We start from the raw sequence: 20,119 nt of genomic DNA, 5'->3' as shown, positions 1-20,119 counted from the left end.
CGGCGTCAGGTGCGGGCGTAGCGCCCGACCGCCGCCGGAGCGCACAGCGCGATCAGCGCCAGCGACCAGAGCAGCGCCCCGGCCACCGGGTGCGCCACCGGCCAGGCCGCGTCCGCCGGCACGGACGCGTTCCCGAACAGCTCCCGCACGGCGGTCGTCACCGCCGAGATCGGGTTCCACTCCGCGACCGTGCGCAGCCAGCCCGGCATTCCTTCGGTCGGGATGTACGCGTTGGACAGCAGCGGCAGCATGAAGGTGGCGCTGCCCAGCTGCCCGGCCGCCTCCTCGCTCCGCGAGGCCAGGCCGAGCAGGATGCCCACCCAGGTCGTCGCGAAGCGGAACAGCAGGAGCAGTCCGAGGGCGCCGAGCGCGTCCAGGGCCGTTCCCTCGACGCGCCAGCCCATCGCGAGCCCGACGAGCAGCAGCGGGACCATCCCCGCGGCGCTGGTCACCAGATCGGCGAGCGCCTGGCCGAGCGGGACCGCGGCCCGGCTGACCGGCATCGTCCGCAGCCGGTCCGTCACCCCGCGGTGGGTGTCCTGTGCGGCCTGGAACATGCCGGTCATCACGCCGTTCGCGGCCGTCGCCACGAGCATGCCCGGCACCAGGAACGCCCGGTAGTCGGCGCCCGGCATGGCGAGCGCGCTGCCGAACACGTACCCGAAGAACAGCAGGAAGACGATCGGCATGGTCTGCGTCATGACCGTGATCGCCGGGGCGTGCCGGATCCGCTGCAGATGGCGGCCGAGGATCGCGGTGCCGTCGTGGACGAGGGCGCTCATGCGGCGGCCTCCTGGGGCTCGGGACGGGGCGCGCGGCCGGTCAGGCGCAGGAACACCTCGTCGAGGGTGGGCGGGCGCAGGGAGGCGTCGACCAGGTGGACCCCGGCCGCGTCGGCCTCCCGCACGATCCGCGGCAGGGTGAGCGTGGTGTCGGTGGTCACCGCGCCGACCGTGCGGCGCCCGGCGTCGAGCAGGGGGGCGGAGCCGGTGAGCCGGTCGAGCACCGCGGCGGCGGCGTCCAGGAACGAGGCGTCGGCGACCACGACCTCCGCGTAGTGCCCGATCAGTGCCTTGAGTTCGGCCGGCGTGCCCCGCTGGGCGGCACGGCCCTCGTCGACGAGGACGATCTCGTCGGCGAGCTGGTCGGCCTCCTCCAGGTACTGCGTGGTCAGCAGCACCGTCGTGCCCTGGGACGCCAACCCCCGTACGGCGTCCCAGATCTCGTTGCGGCTGCGCGGGTCGAGGCCGGTGGTCGGCTCGTCCAGGAAGAGCACGCGCGGCCGCGTGACGAGACTCGCCGCCAGGTCCAGGCGGCGGCGCATGCCGCCGGAGTAGGTGCGGGCCGGCCGGTCGGCGGCCCCGGCGAGCCCGAAGCGCTCCAGGAGCTCGTCGGCGCGGGAGCGCGGCGCGCGCAGCAGGCGGGCGAAGAGGCGCAGGTTCTCGGCGCCCGTGAGGTCGCCGTCGACGGAGGCGTACTGCCCGGCGACCGCGATCCGCTCGCGCACCCCGGCCGGGTCGCGGACCACGTCGCACCCGGCGACCCGGGCACTGCCCGAGTCGGGCCTCGCGAGCGTGGTGAGCACCCGCACGGCGGTGGTCTTGCCGGCCCCGTTGGGGCCGAGGACGCCGCAGACCGTGCCCTCGGGGACGGCGAGGTCGAGTCCGCGCAGCGCCTGGACCTCCCCGTACCGCTTCTGCAGCCCCTCACTAAGTACAGCGTACGTAGTTGTCATGGGGTGACCCTAGCGCACTACGTACGGTGTACGTAACCGCGCCGGTCACTACGATGGGCGGCGGGGCGAGGAAGGGTGATGACCGATGGCGGGCCGAGCGGCCGAACCCGAAGTGATCTGGGCGCGCCCCGAGCGCACCGGCCGAGGCCCGAAACCGGCCTACAGCCGACGGGACGTCGTGGCCGCGGCCGTCCGCATCGCCGACGCCGAGGGCATCGACGCGGTCTCCATGCGCCGCATCGCCGCCGACCTCGGCTGCGGCACCATGTCGCTGTACAACTACGTGCCGCGCAAGGAGGACCTGTACGAGCTGATGGTCGACGCGGCCGGCGAGGAGTACGAGCTGCCCGAGGCGCCCAGCGGCGACTGGCGGGCCGACATGACCGACCTGGCCCGGCAGACCCGCGCCATCATGTACCGGCACCCCTGGCTGACCCGGGTCATGACCACCGCCTACGGCTTCAGCCCGAACGCCCTGCGCTACCTGGAGTGGTGCCTGGGCGCCCTGGCACCGCTGGACGTGGAACCAGGCCAGAGGATGCAGCTCATCGCGATGGTCAACGGCACCGTGATGGCCACCGTCCGCAACGAGCAGGCCATCGCCGAGCGGGCCCGCGGGCTGCCCTGGAGCGAGGAGGAGGAGCAGGCGGTGCGCGGCGCCTACCTCATGGAGCAGTTGGCGACCGGCGCCTACCCGCACCTCGCCGCGCTGATCGCCGCGTCCCCGGCACCCGCCGACACCGAGGAGATCTTCGAGCTGACCATCGCCCGCCTGCTGGACTCCTTCGCCCCGCCCGGCCCGTGACCGGCGGGGACCGGGCCGCCCTGATCAGAGCAGCAGGAACTGCCCCTCCGGCCCCTCCTCCTGATGGTCGAGCACGGACGCGGGCCGACGGGCCCCGTCCGGCACCGGCAGCACCCCGGCCTCCCGCAGGGCGCCCCGGGTCACCCCGTCCGCCGTCGCGCGTGCCGTCAGCGCCGTGCGCTCCTCCTCGCGCTCCGCGAGGAGGGCGAGGACCGTGATCAGTTCGAGCAGCTCCGAGGTCCACTCCTGCGGCCAGCCGGCCGGACCGATCGCCTCCAGACTGCCCTGCTCGGCGGGCGCGGTCCGGTGCGCGAACCACTGCTCGATCATCCGCACCCCGCCCACCTCGAACTGCCACGCCCGGGCCGGCACGGGCGAGACGCGGCCCTCGTCCAGGCTCAGCGTCTCCTCGTCCGGGTCGTACCCGAGCGTCGTGGGCCGGGTCGGGATCGCGGCCCGCACGTAGGGCCGGCGACCGCCCGGCAGCCGGGGGCGTGCGCCGCCCCGGGCCCCGCGCAGCTGCACCTCGACGAGCTCCCGGCCGAGCGCCACGCCCGCCGCCCACACCTCCGGGTCCGCGGGCAGCGGCACCCGGCAGCCGGCGGGGGAGGGCAGCGCCACCGCCACCGCCCAGGCCGGCACGTCCGCCGCGTCGACCTCGTGCCCGTACCGCGCGCTCAACAGCGGCAGCAGGCCGGGCGCCAGGTTCGGCTCCAGACCACCGGGCCGGCGGTACAACGGGCGGATCCGGCCCGGTCGCCCCGCGGGGGAGCGCCCGTCGGGCAGCGCGGCCGTCACCAGCAGCGCGGGGCCGGAGGCCCCCGGCACGTACCCCTGCTCGACGGCGAAGAGCTGGCGGTCGTCCGCCACGCGCCACAGCTCCGGCCGCGCGGCGTCGATCAGGCGGTGGTCGGGCAGCAGCCACTGCTCGTCGAACGGCCCGTGCGCGAGCCGGACCGGCTCCGGGCAGGGCCCCGGCTCCCGAGCGAGTCGCACGGTCCCGGTCCGCTGCCCCGGCAGCGCGGCCACCGAACTCCCCGGCGTCCGCGCACGACTGGACCGGAAGAGGGCCTCCCGCTCCGCCCCCTCCGCCGCGACGAGCCGTTCCCAGCGCGCCCGCAGGGTGCGCACGTCCGGCGCGACGATCCACGCGCGCCCGAGCCGCAACGGTGCCACGGCCCAGGGCATCAGCTCGTCGAGCAGGGGCAGGTCCTCCGGCGCCGCGTCTTCCGTCACGCCCCGCATGCTAGTGAGCGCGATCGGCAGACATCCACCGCCACCGGGAAGGCGCCCGGTCGCCGGAGCGGCGGCAGGGGGTGACGCGGCCCCTCCCGTGCGGGGGCCGCGGTCCGGTCACGGGCGGGACGGGGTGTTCACTGCGCTTCCACCGTCACCGTGAAGGAGAAGCGGTCGCCGCGGTAGCGGATGCGGGCCACGTCGACGACCCGGCCGTCGGCGTCGTAGGTGACGCCCGTGTAGTGGAGGATCGGGGAGAGCAGCGGCACCTGGAGGAGGTTGGCCGTCTCCGGGTCGGCGAGCCGGGCCTCGACGGTGTCGGTGATCCGGCTGATCCTGACGCCCACGACGTCGCGGAGCACCTTCGTCATCGGCCAGCGCTCCAGGTCGGCCGGGTCGATGCCCGCGGCGACCTCGGGCAGCACCGCGTTCTCCGCCCAGTTGGTGGGCTCGCCGCTCTCGCCGTCCGCGCGGAGGCGGCGGAAGACGCCGACCTCGGACGCGCCCGGGAAGTACTCGGCGAGCTCGCCGGGGACCGGCTCGGTGCCGTGGCCGAGCACGGTGGTGCGCTCGCCGGACTGCTGGGCCACGATCGCGTCGATCGAGCCGAGCAGCCGGCGCGGGGTGGAGCGCCGGGCGCCCGGTTCGATGAAGGTGCCGCGCCGCCGGTGCCTGCTGATCAGGCCCTCCTCCTCCAGTTCCTTGAGGGCCTGGCGCATGGTCAGCACGCTGACGCCGTAATGCGCGGCGAGCTGCTCCTCGGTGGGCAGCCGCAGCGAGGCGTCGGGGGTGCGGCCCAGTATGGAGGCGCGCAGCGACTGCGAGACCTGGTACCAGAGCGGCAGCTTCCGGTTCAGGACCAGCGAGTCGGGAGCGAAGGCGGTCACGGCTCTCTCCAACGACGACTACGAGACACCCGGCCGGATGTTACGGCTGTTCACGGCCGGAAGTGGCGCTCAAGACCCTGCCATACGTCGTCGTAGGCGCGCTGCAGGTGGTCGGCACCGGCCGCCTGGGCGGTGGCGGTGACCGGCCAGCGGGTCTCGAACATGAAGGCCAGGCCGTCGTCGATCTTCTGCGGCTTGAGCTCGGCGGCGCTGGCCTTGTCGAAGGTCTCCCGGTCGGGACCGTGCGCCGACATCATGTTGTGCAGCGAACCGCCACCCGGCACGAAGCCCTCCGCCTTGGCGTCGTACGCACCCTCGATGAGGCCCATGTACTCGCTCATCACGTTGCGGTGGAAGTACGGGGGCCGGAAGGTGTCCTCGCCGACCAGCCAGCGCGGGGCGAAGACGACGAAGTCGACGCCGGCGAGGCCGGGGGTGTCGGAGGGCGAGGTGAGCACCGTGAAGATCGACGGGTCGGGGTGGTCGTAGGAGATCGTCCCGATGACGTTGAAGCGGCGCAGGTCGTAGACGTACGGGGTGTGGTTGCCGTGCCAGGCGACGACGTCGAGCGGAGAGTGGGCGTACGTCGCGGACCACAGGTTGCCGCAGTACTTGTTCACCACCTCGACCGGACCCTCGACGTCCTCGTACGCGGCGACCGGCGCCCGGAAGTCGCGCGAGTTGGCCAGGCCGTTCGCGCCGATCGGGCCCAGGTCGGGCAGCTGGAACGGGGCGCCGTAGTTCTCGCACACGTAGCCGCGGGCGGTGTCGTCGAGCAGCTCGACGCGGAAGCGGACGCCGCGCGGGATCAGCGCGACCTCTCCGGGGCCCGCCGCGAGGTTGCCGAGCTCGGTGCGCAGCAGCAGCCCGCCGCGCTCGGGCACGATGAGCAGCTCGCCGTCGGCGTCGCTGAAGACCCGCTCCATGGACGCGTTCGCGTGGTAGAGGTGCACGGCCATGCCGGCGCGCTGGGTCGCGTCACCGTTGCCGCCGAGGGTCCACAGGCCCGCCAGCCAGTCGGTGCCGGGCGCCGGGTCCGGCAGCGGGTTCCAGCGCAGCCGGTTGGGGTCGGGCACGGTCTCGGTGAAGGGCGCGGAGCGCACGGCGCCGTTGTCGATCCGGGTGAACGGCGGATGCGCCGCCGAGGGCCGGATCCGGTACAGCCACGAGCGCCGGTTGTGCGCCCGGGGCTCGGTGAAGGCGCTGCCGCTCAGCTGCTCCGCGTACAGGCCGAGCGGGGCCCGCTGCGGCGAGTTCCGGCCCTCGGGGAGGGCGCCGGGCACGGCCTCGGAACTGTGCTCGTTGCCGAAACCCGTGCTGTAGGTCAGCGCTTCGGCCGTCTTTCTCGCCCGTTCCGCGTTGATCTCCGCGTTCATCGCGTGCTCCTGTCCTGACGCTCACAACAATCCTATGCATGACCGTAGGATTCCGCTCCCGCTCGCGTCAACGGTGACTTTCCGGGCCCTACCCGGCCTTTCCCGGGCCCTTCCGGGGGCGTCTTGGACGTGGTGCGTGCACGGGGGGTTCCAAAAGATGAACATTGCTCTACTCTCACGCGCATGTCATGGACCCGCCGGTTCGTTCTCGCGCTCTCGGTCGTGCTGGCGGCACTCGCCGCCGCCCTGTTCACCGCCCCCGCCGCACAGGCGCACGAGGAGCGGCCCGTCACCTTCCCCGACGGCTCCGGCAGCGTGCCCGTCCTGCGCACGGGAGAGCCCGACCTGCTCGTGTGCAAGACCGACCGCGACGACTTCGCGCGGCGGATCGCCGGCTACCCCGCGGACCTCAAGACGCGCAACCTCGCCCTCCACGAGCGCTGCCGACGGCAGGGCTACCGCCACCTCCAGCAGGCCGTCGACGCCGTGGACCGGCCCGGCATGACCATCGCGATCCTGCCCGGCCTCTACGAGGAGGAGCCCTCCCTGCCCGCGCCCACCGGCGCGTGCGCATCGCTCGAGGCCCCGAACTCGGCGCTCGGCTACCAGATCCTCAGCTACGAACAGCAGCGGCAGTGCCCGCACAACCAGAACCTGGTCGCGATCCTCGGCAAGAAGGACCTCCAGATCGAGGGCACCGGGGCCTCCCGGCTCGACGTCGTCATCGACGCCAAGTACGCCAAACTCAACGCGATCCGCGCCGACAGGTCCGACGGCGTCTACTTCCGCAACTTCACCGCCCAGCGCACCACCTTCAACTCGCTCTACGTCCTCGCCGGCGACGGCTTCGTCATCGACGACGTCCTCACCCGCTGGAACGACGAGTACGGCTTCCTCACCTTCGCCTCCGACCACGGCCTCTACAAGAACTGCGAGTCCTACGGCAACGGCGACTCCGGCATCTACCCCGGCTCGGCCTCGAACATCAACGACGGGCGCGGCTACGACGTCCCCCGGCACTCCATCGAGATCACCGGCTGCCGCAGCCACCACAACATGGTCGGCTACAGCGGCACCGCCGGAGACTCCGTCCACGTGCACGACAACGAGTTCGACCACAACATGGGCGGCGCCTCCATGGACTCCGCCTTCCCCGGCCACCCCGGACTCCCGCAGAACCACGCCCGCTTCGAGCGGAACCTGATCCACGACAACAACCAGAACTACTACCCGTACGTCGCCGACGGCACCTGCGCCAAGCCGCCCGTCGAACGCGGCTACGAGCAGGGTGTGGTCTGCCCCCAGATCTCCATGCCGCCCGGCACCGGCATCATCACCGCCGGAGGCAACTGGAACCTGTACGAGAACAACTGGATCTACGGCCACCAGCGCTCCGCCTTCTTCCTGAGCGCCGTCCCGGCCTTCATCCGCGGCGAATCGGAGTGGGGCAAGCAGACCGACACGTCCCACCACAACCGCTACGCCGGCAACCACCTCGGCGTCGACCGCGACGGCACCGCCCGCCCCAACCGCAGCGACGTGTGGTGGGACGGCCAGGGCAGCGGCAACTGCTGGCAGTCCGACGCCGGCGCGGCCACCCCGTACGCCGTGCCCGCCTGCGGCCCCCGCTGGGGCGAGGTCTCCGGCAACACCCGCCGCCTCGTCGGCGAACCCGTCAAGCTCGCCCAACTCCTCGTCTGCGCCGACTACAACGTCCAGGCCCGCCGCCTGCCCGCGGGCTGCGACTGGTACGGCGCGCGCGGCGTCCAGCGCGTCGAGACCCAGCTCGCCCTCGGCACCGCCGCCGTCCTCGCCCTCGTCGGAACCCTCCTGTGGTGGCGCCGGCTCCGCGGCCACCGGCCGGCCGGCGTGGCCACCGCCCTCGGCCTGCTCGGCCTGGCCCTCGACGTCGCCGGCTCGACCCTCGCCCTGACCCCCACCCTCCTCCCCGCCCTCGCCCTCCTCCTGACCGGCCTGTGGTGGACGGTGCTCGGCCTCGCCCTGCGGCCGCACCGGCCGGTCTTCGCGTGGACCACGGTCGCCCTCGGTGCCCTCACCCTCCTCGACGCCTTCGACAAGGCGGTCCTGATGATCCCCTGGATCCCGCTGAGTCCGGCCTGGCTGCGCGGACTGCTCGCCGTCGTCTGGGTGCTCTGGGCCGTGATCGTGGCCGGCGCCCGTCGCCCCGGCCCGGACGCGCACCCCGCCGTGGGCCCGGACCCCGACCCGAGCCCGGACCCCGATCCCACCCCCGCGCCCGCCGGCGGTGCCGCGCCCGCTGGCGGTGCCTCGTGACCGGCCGCAGGGCGCGGGGCCGGGGTGTGACCGGCCGGGGTGTGACCGGCCGGCGCGCGACCGGCGGTCGCCGGGGCGCCCGCCGCGCGGTCGTGCGCGCGGCGACGGCGCTGCTCGCCCTGGCCCTGGGCGCGGCATCGGTCACCGCCTGCGGCGGGCGCCCCACCACCCACCACAAGCCTGGTACCAGCCACCAGGAGGCGACCGGCGGCAACGGCACCCTCCTCACGGCCCAGGACGGCACCGGGCACCGCCTCCGCGAGGTGCCCGCCGCCGGGGCGCCGGCCGTACGGATCGAGGCCCGGTCCGACAGCGAGGGCGGCTGGAACGTCCACCTCCTCGTGGTGGGGTTCCGCTTCACCCCCGAGAGCACCGGCGGCGCCGCCCTCCTCGGCCGCGGCCACGCCCGCCTCCTCGTCGACGGCCGCGAGACCGCCCGCGCCTACGGCCCCTGGGCGCACGTCCCCGCCGCAGCCGGCGCCCGCACCCTCACCGCCCGGCTCCTCGCCGACGACCACACCACCTGGGCCGTCGCCGGCCGCCCCGTCGAGGCCACCGTCCGCCTGGACGCCGCGCCCTCGGCCGGCGCACCCACCGGCGCCCCCTCCGCCACGGGCGCCGCCCCCGGCGCGGGCGCCGCCCCCGGCACGGGCGCCACCCCCACCACCGCGACCGCCGCGCCGGCCGGTCGTACCCTCACCGTCACCGTCACCGGGAACTCCGTACAACCACCCCCTTCCCGCGTCGAGCTGAAGAAGGGTGAACGCCTCACCCTCCGGGTGACCAGTGACCGCGCCGACACCCTCCACGTCCACGGCTACGACCGCGAGATCGACCTGCCCGCCGGCCGGCAGGGCACGCTCACGCTCACCGCCGACCGCACCGGCCTCTTCGAGGTCGAGACCCACGAGTCCGGACTCCTGCTGACCCAACTCGTCGTCCGATGACGGCACCCACGGGCACCCCGGTCCCGCTGCCGCTCGCCCACGGCGTGGGCGCCCAGCACGACCTGCCCCTCTCGCCCTTCTACGCGTACGCGGGGGCCTTCGCCGCGCTCTTCGTCTCCTTCCTCTCGCTCGGCCTCCTCTGGCCCTCCTCCCGCTTCCGCGGGGCCGACGCGGGTCGGCCGGTCCCCGCCGCCGTCCAGCGCCTCGCGGACGCCCCGGCCACCCGCACCGCCCTCCGCGCCCTCGGCGCCGCCGCCGCCCTCGCTCTCCTCCTGCACCTCCTCCTCGGCCCCGACGACCCGGACCGCAACCCCGCCCCCGGCGCCGTGTACGTCCTGCTCTGGGTCGGCCTCGTCCCCGCCTCCCTCCTCCTCGGACCCGCCTGGCGGCTCCTCAACCCGCTGCGTACCCTGCACGCGCTCCTCCCCGCGCGGCGCCCGCCCCGTCCGATCCCCGCCCGGCTCGGCATCCGGCCCGCGGCCGCCGGCCTCCTCCTCTTCACCTGGCTCGAACTCGTCGCCCCCGACAACACGGCCACCCCCGTCCTCCTCGCGGCCCTCGCCGTCCACGCCGCCGTCCAGCTCCTCGGCGCCGCCCGGCACGGCCCCGACTGGTTCGCCCACGCCGACCCCTTCGAGGTCTACTCCTCACTCCTCGCCCGGCTCTCCCCGCTCGGCCGCCGCGCCGACGGGCGCCTGGTCCTTCGCTCCCCCTTCAACGGTCTGGACGCCACGCCGCCCGTGCCCGGCCTCGTCGCCGCGGTCTGCGTCCTCCTCGGCTCCACCGCCTACGACGGCCTCTCCGACAACCCCCGCTGGATCACCACCCTCCAGACGTCGGTCCTCGGCCGCACGCCCACCGCCACCCTCGGACTGCTCGCCGCCGTCGCCCTCGTCGCCGCCCTCTACGGGCTGTGCGCGGGCGCGCTGCGCCTGCTCAACCGCGAACTCACCACCCCGCTCACCTCCTTCGCCCACTCGCTCCTGCCCATCGCCCTCGGCTACCTCGTCGCCCACTACTTCACACTCTTCGTCACCGAGGGGCCACGCACCGTCATCATGGCAGCGGGCACTGACAACGCCCCCGCGCCCGCTCCACCCCTGGGTCCGGGCGGCCTCGCCGTCCTCCAGGTCGCCGCGATCGTCACGGGCCACGTCCTCGGGGTCGTCGCCGGCCACGACCGCTCCGTCCGCCTCTTCCCGCCCGCGCGGGCGGTCGCGGGTCAACTCCCGCTGTTCGCCCTGATGATCGCCTACACCCTCGGCGGGATCGGCCTGCTGATCGCCTGACGTCCACCGGAGCGGCATGATGGTCCCCGTGCCCCAGCCCACCCGCAAGTCACCGCCCGCCCAGGGCCAGGCCCCCGCGCTCCGCCGAGCCCCGGTCCAGCAGCGAAGCGCGGAACGCCTCGCCCGGATCCTCGACGCCTGCGCCGAACTCCTGGACGAGACCGGCTACGAGCAGCTGAGCACCCGCGCCGTCGCCGCCCGCGCGGGCGTCCCCATCGGCTCCGTCTACCGCTTCTTCGGCAACAAGCGGGCCATGGTCGCCGCCCTCGCCCACCGCAACCTCGACAGCTACGCCGACCGGATCGGCGCCGGCCTCGCCGCGCTGCCCGTCGTCGATGCCCTGAGCGTCATCGACACCGTGCTCGACGCGTACATCGCCATGAAGCGGACCGTGCCGGGATTCGGCCTCGTCGACTTCGGTGTCCCCGCCGCCGCGCCCAACGACCCGGGCGCCCCCGCCGCCCGGGGCGACGAGGGACCGGCCGGCGAGGGTCCGACCGGGGAGGACCCGACCGAAGAGAACCCCAACCTCCTGGTGGCCGACCGCATCTGCGGCCTGCTCGCGGCCCCGCTCGGCAGGCCCGCGGACGCGACCCTGCTGCGCAAGGTCCTGGTCGGCGTCGAGGCCACGGACGCCCTCCTGCGCCTGGCCTTCCGCGGCGACCCGGCCGGCGATCCCGCCCTCATCGCGGAGACCCGCGCCCTCCTCCACGCCTACCTCGCACCCTCTTTGGGCCAGGAGGCGTCTCGATGATCGAGCCGGGCGGGTCTCCCTGACCGGCCTGATCCGAGGGGGCAGGCCCTGGGGCGGTCCGGCGGACCGCGGCCACGGGCGGCCCGTACGGTGGTGATCGACCGAGTCCCCACACCAGCGTTCCGTCCCCGTGCGTCCCGGCCGCACGGTCACGGTGGAGGTCCGATGCCCACACCCCCGGCGAGCCCCGTGCCCCCGCCGCCCGCCACCGGCCCCACCAGCCCTGCGGGCCCCACCGGCCCCAACGGCCCCGTGGGCCTAGCCGGCCCCGTGCCCCCGGCGTCCGTCGTGCCCGGCGTCTTCCCCGGCGGCGCCGGCCTGTTCCGGCTCGACCCCGCCGTCGATCACCTCAACCACGGGTCCTTCGGCGCCGTCCCCGTCCCGGTCGCGGACGCGCACCGGCGGATCGCGGAGGAGGCCGCCGGCGATCCCGACGCCTTCTTCCTCGGCGTCCCGGACCGCCTCGCGCAGGCCCGGGCCCGGGTGGCGGACCACCTGGGCGCGGACCGCGACGGCGCCGCCCTCGTCACCAACGCCACCGAGGCCGCGAACCTCGCCCTCGACGCCCTGGGCCTCGCGCCCGACGACGAGGTCCTGGTCACCGACCACGGCTATGGCACCGTCGTCGCCGCGGCGGCCCGCCGCGCCCGCGTCGTCACCGTCGCGCTCGACCCCGCGCTGCCCGACGAGGACGCGGTCTGCGAGGCGGTCCTCACCGGCGTGACGCCCCGGACCCGGGTCGCCCTGCTGGACCAGATCAGCTCTCCCACCGCCCGCGTCGTCGCCGGGCCCCGGCTCCTGGCCGAGCTCGCCGAGCGCGGGGTCGTCACCGTCGTCGACGGCGCCCACGCGCCCGGCATGCTCGCCCGACCGCTCGCCGGCGCACCCGACTTCTGGTTCGGCAATCTGCACAAGTGGGGGTACGCCCCGCCGGGCAGCGCCCTGCTCGTGGTGGCCGCGGCCCACCGCGAGCGGGTGCCCGCTCCCGTCCCCTCCTGGGAGGACCACCAGGGCTTCCCGCGCGCGCTGGAGTACCGGGCGACGGCCGACTACACCGGTCTGCTCGCCGCGCCCGAGGGTCTCGACCTGCTCGCCGCCCTGGACGCGGACCGGGTGCGGACGCACAACAGTGCCCTGGCGGCGTACGGCGCCGAGCTGCTGGCCGGCCTCCCGGGCGTGGCCCCGCTCCCGGCCGACGACCGGCTCGCCATGCGGTCCCTGCGGCTGCCGGCCCGCTTCGCGCGCACTCCGGCCGAGGCGGCCGCCCTGCGCGAGGAGATCGCGGCCAGGCTGCGCTGCCGGGTGCTGATCTGGCCGTGGCAGGACGGCGGCGGCATCCGGGTCAGCGGGCAGGTCTACAACGAGCCCGCCGCTTACGAACGGCTCGTCGCGGGACTGCGCCCGCTCCTCGACGGCCGCTGAGCCCGACCGGGAGGTCCGTTCCGTGAACTGTCCGGGAAGGCGCGCCGCGGCCGTCCGTTTCGACACCGCGGCGAGGGCGGCGTGCCTCCTCCTGCATCATGATCGCCCGGAACCCCCGAGCGAGAAGGTGTGCCCATGAGCAGCGACAACCCCACTGGTGTCACGGTCCGCGCGGTGCGCGCCGAGGACCACGCGCAGTGGCGCGCCCTCTACCGCGGCTACGCCGACTTCTACCGCGTCGAGCAGACCGAGGAGATGGCGGAGCGCGTCTGGTCCTGGGTGAACGACCCCGGTCACGAGGTGAACGCCCTCGTCGCCGAGGACGGCGACGGCCGGCTCGTCGGCCTGGCGCACTACCGCCCCTTCGCCCGCCCCCTCTCCGCCACCACCGGCGGGTTCCTGGACGACCTCTTCGTCGCCCCGGAGAGCCGCGGCTCCGGCGCCGCCGACCTGCTGCTCGCCGCGCTGCGCGGCATCGCGGAGGAGCGCGGCTGGACCGTGGTCCGCTGGATCACGGCCGACGACAACCACCGCGCCCGCGCCAAGTACGACCAGGTGGCCACGCGCACGATGTGGGTGACGTACGACATGACGCCCGGCGCCTGAGCCGTACGGGGAGGGCCCGGGTCGGGCCGATCGCCGTGATCGGAACCGGCCCGGGCCCTGTCGCACCTCCCTACCGGTCGGTATGCTCGCGCCTGCCCGTGCGCCACCGCCGCCGCCCCAGGGAGACCGCCATGTCGGAGACGTCCGTGCCGGAGCCCCTCGCGCCGGAGCCCGTCGCCCCGGAACCCCTCACCCCGGATCCCGTCGTGCCGGATTCGCTCGCCCCGGAGCCCCTCACCCCGGATCCCGTCGCCCCGAAGGTCGACGCCGTCGCGCCGACCACCGCCCCGCGCATCTGCCCCCTGTGCGAGGCGACCTGCGGTCTCACCCTCACCCTCGCCGACGGACGCGTCACCGCCGCGCGCGGCGACCGCGACGACGTCTTCAGCCGCGGCTTCATCTGCCCCAAGGGCGCCGCCTTCCCCGAGGTGGACGCCGACCCCGACCGCCTGACCGGCCCCCTCGTGCGCGCGGACGGCGTCCTGCGCGAGGCCACGTGGGACGAGGCCTTCGACCTCGTAGCCGCCCGCGTCCGCCCGCTGATCGACGAGCACGGGCCCGACGCCGTGGGCATCGTCCTCGGCAACCCGAACGTGCACACCGTGGCCGGCGCCCTCTACCCGCCCCTTCTCATCGGCGCCCTGCGCACCCGCAACCTCTTCACCGCCTCCACGCTCGACCAGATGCCCAAGCACGTCTCCAGCGGACTGCTCTTCGGTGACGCCTTCGCCATCCCGGTGCCCGACCTCGACCGCACCGACCACCTGCTGATGCTCGGCGCCAACCCGCTCGACTCCAACGGCAGCCTGTGCACCGCCCCCGACTTCCCCGGCCGGCTCAAGGCCCTGCGCCGCCGCGGCGGCACGCTGACCGTCGTCGACCCCCGCCGCACCCGCACCGCCCGGCTGGCCGACCGTCACCTCGCCATCCGCCCCGGCGCCGACGCCCTCTTCCTCGCGGCCCTCGTGCACACGCTCTTCGCCGAGGAGCTCACCGACCCCGGTGCCCTCGAAGTCCACACGATCGAAGGAGGGGTCGAGGAAGTACGCGAGGCGATACGGGAGTTCAGCCCCGAGGCCGTCGCCCCCGCCTGCGACCTGGACGCCGAGGTCATCCGTACCGTCGCCCGCGAGCTCGCCGCCGCGCCCACCGCCGCCGTCTACGGACGCATGGGCTCGTCCACCGTCGCGTACGGCACCCTCGGCAACTGGCTCGTCGACGTGCTCAACATCCTGACCGGCAACCTCGACCGGCCGGGAGGCGTCCTCTTCCCGCTCTCCGCCACCGCCCCCGCACCGCGTCCCGCGGGCCCCGGCAAGGGCTTCGCGCTGGGGCGCTGGGCCAGCCGGGTCTCCGGCCACCCCGAGGCCAAGGGCGAACTTCCGCTCGCCGCCCTCGCCGAGGAGATCGACACCCCGGGCGAGGGGCGCATCCGGGCCGTGGTCACCGTCGCCGCCAATCCCGTCCTGTCCGCCCCCGACGGGCGGCGCCTCGACGCGGCCCTGGAGTCCCTCGACTTCATGGTCGCCGTCGACCCGTACCTCAACGAGACCTCCCGGCACGCGGATGTCGTCCTGCCCCCGCCGCCGCCCTCGCAGAGCGCGCACTTCGACTTCGCCTTCAACCAGTTCGCCGTCCGTAACCAGGTGCGCCACACCCCTGCCGCCGTCCCCCTCGCCCCCGGCCGGATGGACGAGTGCGAGATCCACGCCCGCCTGATCCTCGCGGTGTCCGGCAGTCACGGTGCCCCGCCCTCGGCCGTCGACGAGCTCGCCATCGACACGACGCTCGCCAAGGCCGTCGCGCACGAGCACTCGCCGGTGTACGGGGCGGACCCCAAGGCCGTGGCCGCCGGCCTCGCCGGCACCACCGGACCCGAGCGACGCCTCGACCTGATGCTGCGCCTCGGCCCGTACGCCCGCTCGCACGGGCTCGGCCTGGACGCCCTGCGCGCCGCGCCGCACGGCATCGACCTCGGCCCACTGGCACCGCGACTGCCGGGGATCCTCAAGACCCGCAGCGGGCGGATCGAGCTGCTGCCCGCACCGATCGCCGCCGATCTGCCCCGGCTGCGCGCGGCCCTCGACGCCGTACCCGACCCGGGCACGCTCCAGCTGGTCGGACGGCGCCATCTGCGCTCCAACAACAGCTGGCTGCACAACATCCCCGCCCTCACCGGCGGCTCGAACCGCTGCACGCTCCAGGTCCACCCGGTGGACGCGGCCCGGCTCGGCCTGGCGGCCGGTGCGCCCGCCCGGATCAAGGGCGAGGGCGGGGAGATCGAGGCGGAGGTGGAGGTCACCGACACCGTCCGCCCGGGCGTCGTGAGCCTTCCGCACGGCTGGGGCCACGACCGTCCCGGCGTCCGGCTCGGGGTCGCCGCGGGGCGCCCCGGAGTCAACGTGAACCAGCTGCTCGACGGCTCCCGGCTGGACCCGCTGTCGGGCACCGCAGTGCTCAACGGATTTCCCGTCCATGTCAGCGCTGGCGCATCACCCCTGCCGTGACCTGGGGTTTTGCTCGTATTGCTCACGCGTCAACATCTTGTTAACGCCGGAAGGGGGCACCTACCGTCATCCGCACCGCCGCTCTGGCGGGAGTTCAAGGGTGAACGTGAGGTGTCCTCCCATGCTGACCATCCTCGGCTTCGCCATGATCGCGACCTTCCTGGTCCTGATCATGATGAAGAAGATGTCGCCGATCGCGGCGCTCGTGCTCGTCCCCGCGCTGTTCTGCGTCGCCGTCGGACAAGGCGCCCAGCTGGGCGACTACGTCATCGAGGGCGTCGGCAAGCTGGCGCCCACGGCCGCGATGCTGATGTTCGCGATCGTCTACTTCGGCGTCATGATCGACGTCGGTCTCTTCGACCCGATCGTCCGCGGCATCCTGCGCTTCTGCAAGGCCGACCCGGTGCGCGTGGTGGTCGGTACGGCGGTGCTCGCCGCCGTCGTCTCGCTCGACGGCGACGGCTCGACCACCTTCATGATCACCGTTTCGGCGATGTACCCGCTCTACAAGCGCCTCGGGATGAGCCTCGTCGTCATGACGGGTGTCGCGGCCACCGCCAACGGCGTCATGAACACCCTCCCGTGGGGCGGGCCCACGGCCCGCGCGGCCACGGCGCTCAAGCTGGACGCCGCCGACATCTTCGTTCCGATGATCCCGGCGCTCGGCGTCGGCCTGCTCTTCGTCTTCGTCCTCGCCTACGTCCTCGGCCGCCGCGAGCGCAAGCGCATCGGCTACCTCAGCCTCGACGACGCGCTGGTGCCCGAGGCCGAGACGGTCCTGGTCGCCGCCGGCGGCAACGGCAACGACAACGGCCACGGCACCGGCAACGGCCACGGCCACGGCCACGGCAACGGCAACGGCAACGGCGAGGCCGCCGGGGGCGTCCGTGTCGACGGGGCGGGCGCGACCGGCTCCGGCTCGGGCGCAGGAGCGGCCGAGGGTGGTGCGGGTACCGGCGAGGGCGGCTTCCAGGGGCTCGACCCGAAGCGCGACACGCTGCGACCCACCTTGTACTGGTTCAACGCCGGGCTCACCGTCGCCCTGCTCGCCGCGATGATCACGGAGCTGCTGCCGATCCCGGTGCTCTTCCTGCTCGGCGCCGCGCTCGCGCTCACCGTGAACTACCCCAAGATGGCCGACCAGAAGGCCCGGATCGCCGCCCATGCGGACAACGTGCTGAACGTCGCGGGCATGGTCTTCGCCGCCGCCGTCTTCACCGGCGTTCTCACCGGCACCGGCATGGTCAAGCACATGGCGGACTGGCTGGTCGGCGCCATCCCCGCGGGTATGGGCCCCCACATGGCCCTCGTCACCGGTGTGCTGAGCCTGCCGCTCACCTACTTCATGTCCAACGACGGCTTCTACTTCGGCGTCCTGCCGGTGCTCGCCGAGGCGGGCGCGGCCCACGGCGTGTCCCCGCTGGAGATCGCCCGGGCCTCCCTGGTCGGCCAGGCGCTCCACATGTCGAGCCCGCTGGTCCCGGCGGTGTACGTGCTCGTCGGCATGGCGAAGGTGGAGTTCGGCGACCACACCAGGTTCACGGTCAAGTGGGCCGCGCTGACCTCGCTGGTGGTCCTGGCCGCCGGGATCGTGTTCGGGATCGTCTAGGCGCGGAGCGGCTCGGCCGGGCCGGCGGACGGTCCGGCTCGGGGCCGGACGGGTGGAGTCGGGGACGGCACGGCGGCGCCAACACCCTCCGTGGTCATGCGATGTCAGATAGTCAGATTATCTGTTGACTGTCGTACGCCTGCATGACTGGAGGAACTCCCGCATGACCGTTCCGGCGCTCCGCCCCCTGCTCTCCGCCACCGTCACCGCGCTCGCCCTCGGTTCCGTCGCCCTGGCGGGCGCGCCGACGGCGGTCGCCGCCCCTGGGGACAACGGCGACATCAAGGTCCACGACTCGAGCACGGACGACACCTCCCAGAACAACGACCCCAAGGTCTGCAGGTTCTCCCTGGCCGCCTTCAACTTCGACACCCTCCAGGAAGTCGACTGGGAGATCACGCCGCAGCCGCCCAAGGCCGACTCCCCGACGCTCAGCGGTCACATCGTCCTGAACGCCGGCTCCGGCCGTACGCCGGTCAACCCCGCCGAGTTCCTGACCCTGCCCGACGGCATGTACAAGCTCGCGTGGACCTTCGAGGGCCAACAAGGCGCCGCCAAACAGAAGGTCTTCCAGGTCGACTGCCCGAACGGACCCACGCAGCCGCCGACCAACCCGCCGACCAACCCGCCGACCAGTCCGCCCGTCAACGGCGGCAACGCCAACGGCGGTCCCGGTCACGGCCACCACAAGCCGCCCCACGGCCCCGTCGGCGCCGGTGGCGGCGGAGCCGCCGACCCCACCGTCCCCACCGACGACAGCTCCGCCTTCGGCATCGGATCGGCCGTCGCCGCGGGCCTCGCGGGAACCGCCGGTCTGATCCTCATCCGCCGGTCGCGCCGCCGCAACGATGGCGCCGCGTAGGTCGCTCATCCCGCGCGGGACGGACCCCGCCGGCCGGGCCCCGATCTCGTCCCCGTACGAGCGGTGCCCGCGCCGGCCCCACCCGCGCGGGCCCGGCCGGCGCGGACGCACCACCCGCAGGCAACGCCGGTTCCTCCGGCTCACCCGAACCGTCGCCGTGACCCTGTCCCTGGTCGTCGGCGGCGTCTGGTGGGCCCAGGACGAGGAACCGGCGGGTCCCGCGCTCGCCGCCGGACCCGCCACGCACGGCGTGACGGTCCCCGCCGGCACCCCGAAGGCGAGTCCGCGGAAGGCCGCGGCCACCCCCCGGGCCCGGCCGCGGCCCCAACCCCGGCCCGCGCCCCCGCCGCTGGCCCGCTCCCGACCCACCGTCCTCGCCGTCCCCGCGATCACCATCGAGGCCCCCGTCCTCGGGCTCGGCCTCGACAAGGCCGGACGGCTCGCCACGCCACCCGCCGACAACCCCGGCGTCGTCGGCTGGTACTCCAACGGCGTGACGCCCGGAGAACGGGGCACCGCCGTCGTCGTCGGCCACCGGGACACCCGTACCGGCCCGGCGATCTTCCTCAACCTCGACTCGCTCGCCCCCGGCAACACCGTCCGGATCGCCCGCGCCGACGGCCGCGTCGCCGTCTTCACGGTCGACCGGGTCCGCACGTACGCCAAGTCGGCCTTCCCCGACGAGGAGGTGTACGGCGCCACGAGCCGGCCCGAACTCCGCCTGCTCACCTGCGGCGGAACCTTCGACCGCAAGGAGGGCTACGCCTCGAACATCGTGGTCTTCGCCCACCTCACCGACGTCGACCGGGAGATCTGACCCGGTGGGTCCCTCCGGCCGGGCGCACCGGAACCGGACCGGGAAGTGACGTCCCCGCCCCGGCGGGCCCACGCCGGCCGGCGCGGGCCCGCCGGATACGGCAGCTCCGCCGCGAGCCCGGTCGCCCGCGCCAACTCCTCGGCGGCCACCCGCGCGTGGCCGAGCGCGTCGAGCGCCGCCGCGTGCCCCGTCCTGGCCTCCGTCTCCGCCGGCCGCGCACCGACCCGCCGGGTCCGCCCCACCTCGGCGGCCTCCTTTGGGCGTCCGCACGCCACTTGTGCCCGGGCCGCGACATGCGCCGTACCCGTCTCCCGCTGCCCCGCGAACGGCGCGAGCGCCTCCTCGGGGCGCCCCTCGCGCACCGCCGGCCACGCCCGCGGCGCCCGCACCTCGTACTGCGCCCGGTGGTCGCCCTGGGCCGGCCGGAGCGGTCCATCGGATCGAGCAGCGCCCCCGCACCCGGCTCCGACGCCCCCACCCGCACGCGCGTCGGCGCCACGAGCGCGTACGGGCGGCACGCGCGTACGGGCGGCACAGCGCGTACGGGTGGCTTCAGCGCATACGGGCGGCACCGGGCGACCTTCGACTCCGCGTTCCTGTACGGCCGTCCGGGCCGGCTCCCGGGCCTCGGCCGACTCCTCCGTCAGAAGGTGCGGCTCGGCGGGATCGGCCCGCTCGAGGACCGACGCGGTCGGATCGCCCGAGCGCTCCGCCCCGCGGTGACCGTCGCGGCGGCGGCGGTGGCTCCGCGCTCGAGGGGCGACCTGAGGGGCTGACCGAGGGGGAACGGGACAGGTGTACGGGGTCGGCGCCTCCGACGGCGGTGACGGGGGAGGCCGGCGCCCCGCCCGACGGGGCGGGGGAGGGCTCGACTCGGAGGCCGGGGAGGACTGTCACCGGGGAACGGCCGACTCCGCGGGGCCGGCAAGGCGGAACCCCCCAGTTCGCGGGGGCCAGGGCTGTCCGGGCGGG

At 74.6% G+C, this 20,119-nt stretch carries 17 protein-coding genes; 12 read left to right on the top strand and 5 right to left on the bottom strand.

What is annotated here, in order from left to right:
• Positions 1–5: 5 nt before the first annotated feature.
• Both AB0M16_RS25320 and AB0M16_RS25315 read right to left on the bottom strand, forming a co-directional pair.
• Positions 6–782 carry an ABC transporter permease gene (locus tag AB0M16_RS25320; protein ID WP_365346633.1) on the bottom strand — a complete coding sequence of 259 codons (777 nt, stop codon included), beginning with the start codon at positions 780–782 and terminating at the stop codon, positions 6–8.
• Entirely contained in the window at positions 779–1,735 is a 957-nt protein-coding gene (locus AB0M16_RS25315; RefSeq protein WP_365346631.1) for an ATP-binding cassette domain-containing protein, read from the bottom strand. The genes AB0M16_RS25320 and AB0M16_RS25315 overlap by 4 nt, the downstream gene beginning before the upstream one ends.
• Before the next feature lie 85 nt (positions 1,736–1,820).
• On the opposite strand from AB0M16_RS25315, the gene AB0M16_RS25310 reads away from it, so the two are divergent.
• A complete protein-coding gene (locus AB0M16_RS25310) occupies positions 1,821–2,540 on the top strand; it encodes a TetR/AcrR family transcriptional regulator (protein WP_365346629.1) in 720 nt (239 codons plus the stop codon).
• Positions 2,541–2,564: 24 nt separating this feature from the next.
• Here the strand turns inward: AB0M16_RS25310 and AB0M16_RS25305 are convergent, their stop codons facing one another.
• The 3 genes from AB0M16_RS25305 to hmgA all read right to left on the bottom strand — a co-directional run bounded on the left by AB0M16_RS25305 (position 2,565) and on the right by hmgA (position 6,039).
• Positions 2,565–3,785, bottom strand: a complete 1,221-nt coding sequence (locus AB0M16_RS25305) for a type ISP restriction/modification enzyme (protein WP_365346627.1) — start codon at positions 3,783–3,785, stop codon at positions 2,565–2,567.
• A 128-nt stretch (positions 3,786–3,913) separates the two neighbouring features.
• The gene (locus AB0M16_RS25300) at positions 3,914–4,663 is read right to left on the bottom strand and encodes a GntR family transcriptional regulator (protein ID WP_365346625.1); all 750 of its coding nucleotides are present in this window, start codon (positions 4,661–4,663) and stop codon (positions 3,914–3,916) included.
• 50 nt (positions 4,664–4,713) lie between these two features.
• Positions 4,714–6,039: a homogentisate 1,2-dioxygenase gene (gene hmgA, locus AB0M16_RS25295; protein ID WP_365346623.1), complete on the bottom strand. Its 1,326-nt coding sequence runs from the start codon at positions 6,037–6,039 to the stop codon at positions 4,714–4,716.
• Between the two features lie 183 nt (positions 6,040–6,222).
• Here hmgA and AB0M16_RS25290 point away from each other — a divergent pair, with 183 nt between their 5' ends.
• The 11 genes from AB0M16_RS25290 (at position 6,223) to AB0M16_RS25240 (ending at position 19,923) form a co-directional block, all read left to right on the top strand.
• Positions 6,223–8,334 (top strand): right-handed parallel beta-helix repeat-containing protein, encoded by a 2,112-nt coding sequence (locus tag AB0M16_RS25290; RefSeq protein ID WP_365346621.1) that lies wholly within the window; start codon positions 6,223–6,225, stop codon positions 8,332–8,334.
• Between the two features lie 110 nt (positions 8,335–8,444).
• Positions 8,445–9,281: a hypothetical protein gene (locus AB0M16_RS25285; protein WP_365346789.1), complete on the top strand. Its 837-nt coding sequence runs from the start codon at positions 8,445–8,447 to the stop codon at positions 9,279–9,281.
• Positions 9,278–10,570 carry a hypothetical protein gene (locus tag AB0M16_RS25280; protein WP_365346619.1) on the top strand — a complete coding sequence of 431 codons (1,293 nt, stop codon included), beginning with the start codon at positions 9,278–9,280 and terminating at the stop codon, positions 10,568–10,570. The genes AB0M16_RS25285 and AB0M16_RS25280 overlap by 4 nt, the downstream gene beginning before the upstream one ends.
• Before the next feature lie 19 nt (positions 10,571–10,589).
• A complete protein-coding gene (locus AB0M16_RS25275) occupies positions 10,590–11,324 on the top strand; it encodes a TetR family transcriptional regulator (RefSeq protein WP_365346787.1) in 735 nt (244 codons plus the stop codon).
• Positions 11,325–11,489: 165 nt separating this feature from the next.
• Positions 11,490–12,746: an aminotransferase class V-fold PLP-dependent enzyme gene (locus AB0M16_RS25270; protein WP_365346617.1), complete on the top strand. Its 1,257-nt coding sequence runs from the start codon at positions 11,490–11,492 to the stop codon at positions 12,744–12,746.
• A gap of 135 nt (positions 12,747–12,881) precedes the next feature.
• Entirely contained in the window at positions 12,882–13,352 is a 471-nt protein-coding gene (locus tag AB0M16_RS25265; protein ID WP_365346615.1) for a GNAT family N-acetyltransferase, read from the top strand.
• Positions 13,353–13,483: 131 nt separating this feature from the next.
• Positions 13,484–15,859, top strand: a complete 2,376-nt coding sequence (locus AB0M16_RS25260; protein WP_365346613.1) for a molybdopterin-dependent oxidoreductase — start codon at positions 13,484–13,486, stop codon at positions 15,857–15,859.
• Positions 15,860–15,980: 121 nt separating this feature from the next.
• A complete protein-coding gene (locus tag AB0M16_RS25255) occupies positions 15,981–17,468 on the top strand; it encodes a citrate:proton symporter (protein WP_365346611.1) in 1,488 nt (495 codons plus the stop codon).
• Positions 17,469–17,631: 163 nt separating this feature from the next.
• Positions 17,632–18,330 carry a hypothetical protein gene (locus AB0M16_RS25250; protein ID WP_365346609.1) on the top strand — a complete coding sequence of 233 codons (699 nt, stop codon included), beginning with the start codon at positions 17,632–17,634 and terminating at the stop codon, positions 18,328–18,330.
• 157 nt (positions 18,331–18,487) lie between these two features.
• Positions 18,488–19,147, top strand: a complete 660-nt coding sequence (locus tag AB0M16_RS25245) for a class F sortase (protein ID WP_365346607.1) — start codon at positions 18,488–18,490, stop codon at positions 19,145–19,147.
• 293 nt (positions 19,148–19,440) lie between these two features.
• A complete protein-coding gene (locus AB0M16_RS25240) occupies positions 19,441–19,923 on the top strand; it encodes a hypothetical protein (RefSeq protein WP_365346605.1) in 483 nt (160 codons plus the stop codon).
• Positions 19,924–20,119 lie beyond the last annotated feature (196 nt).

The sequence above is a fragment of the Streptomyces sp. NPDC051921 genome, assembly GCF_040680975.1.
GTDB lineage: Bacteria > Actinomycetota > Actinomycetes > Streptomycetales > Streptomycetaceae > Streptomyces.
Note: the sequence above shows the minus strand (reverse complement) of the source record. Positions and strands in the feature narration are given on the sequence as shown.

Excerpts from the sequence above, each read along its gene's own strand:
- AB0M16_RS25320 (WP_365346633.1), bottom strand. The coding sequence starts at position 782 with ATGAGCGCCCTCGTCCACGACGGCACCGCGATCCTCGGCCGCCATCTG.
- AB0M16_RS25315 (WP_365346631.1), bottom strand. The coding sequence starts at position 1,735 with ATGACAACTACGTACGCTGTACTTAGTGAGGGGCTGCAGAAGCGGTAC.
- AB0M16_RS25310 (WP_365346629.1), top strand. The coding sequence starts at position 1,821 with ATGGCGGGCCGAGCGGCCGAACCCGAAGTGATCTGGGCGCGCCCCGAG.
- AB0M16_RS25305 (WP_365346627.1), bottom strand. The coding sequence starts at position 3,785 with ATGCGGGGCGTGACGGAAGACGCGGCGCCGGAGGACCTGCCCCTGCTC.
- hmgA (WP_365346623.1), bottom strand. The coding sequence starts at position 6,039 with ATGAACGCGGAGATCAACGCGGAACGGGCGAGAAAGACGGCCGAAGCG.
- AB0M16_RS25290 (WP_365346621.1), top strand. The coding sequence starts at position 6,223 with ATGTCATGGACCCGCCGGTTCGTTCTCGCGCTCTCGGTCGTGCTGGCG.
- AB0M16_RS25280 (WP_365346619.1), top strand. The coding sequence starts at position 9,278 with ATGACGGCACCCACGGGCACCCCGGTCCCGCTGCCGCTCGCCCACGGC.
- AB0M16_RS25275 (WP_365346787.1), top strand. The coding sequence starts at position 10,590 with ATGGTCCCCGTGCCCCAGCCCACCCGCAAGTCACCGCCCGCCCAGGGC.
- AB0M16_RS25270 (WP_365346617.1), top strand. The coding sequence starts at position 11,490 with ATGCCCACACCCCCGGCGAGCCCCGTGCCCCCGCCGCCCGCCACCGGC.
- AB0M16_RS25265 (WP_365346615.1), top strand. The coding sequence starts at position 12,882 with ATGAGCAGCGACAACCCCACTGGTGTCACGGTCCGCGCGGTGCGCGCC.
- AB0M16_RS25260 (WP_365346613.1), top strand. The coding sequence starts at position 13,484 with ATGTCGGAGACGTCCGTGCCGGAGCCCCTCGCGCCGGAGCCCGTCGCC.
- AB0M16_RS25255 (WP_365346611.1), top strand. The coding sequence starts at position 15,981 with ATGCTGACCATCCTCGGCTTCGCCATGATCGCGACCTTCCTGGTCCTG.
- AB0M16_RS25250 (WP_365346609.1), top strand. The coding sequence starts at position 17,632 with ATGACCGTTCCGGCGCTCCGCCCCCTGCTCTCCGCCACCGTCACCGCG.
- AB0M16_RS25240 (WP_365346605.1), top strand. The coding sequence starts at position 19,441 with ATGCGCCGTACCCGTCTCCCGCTGCCCCGCGAACGGCGCGAGCGCCTC.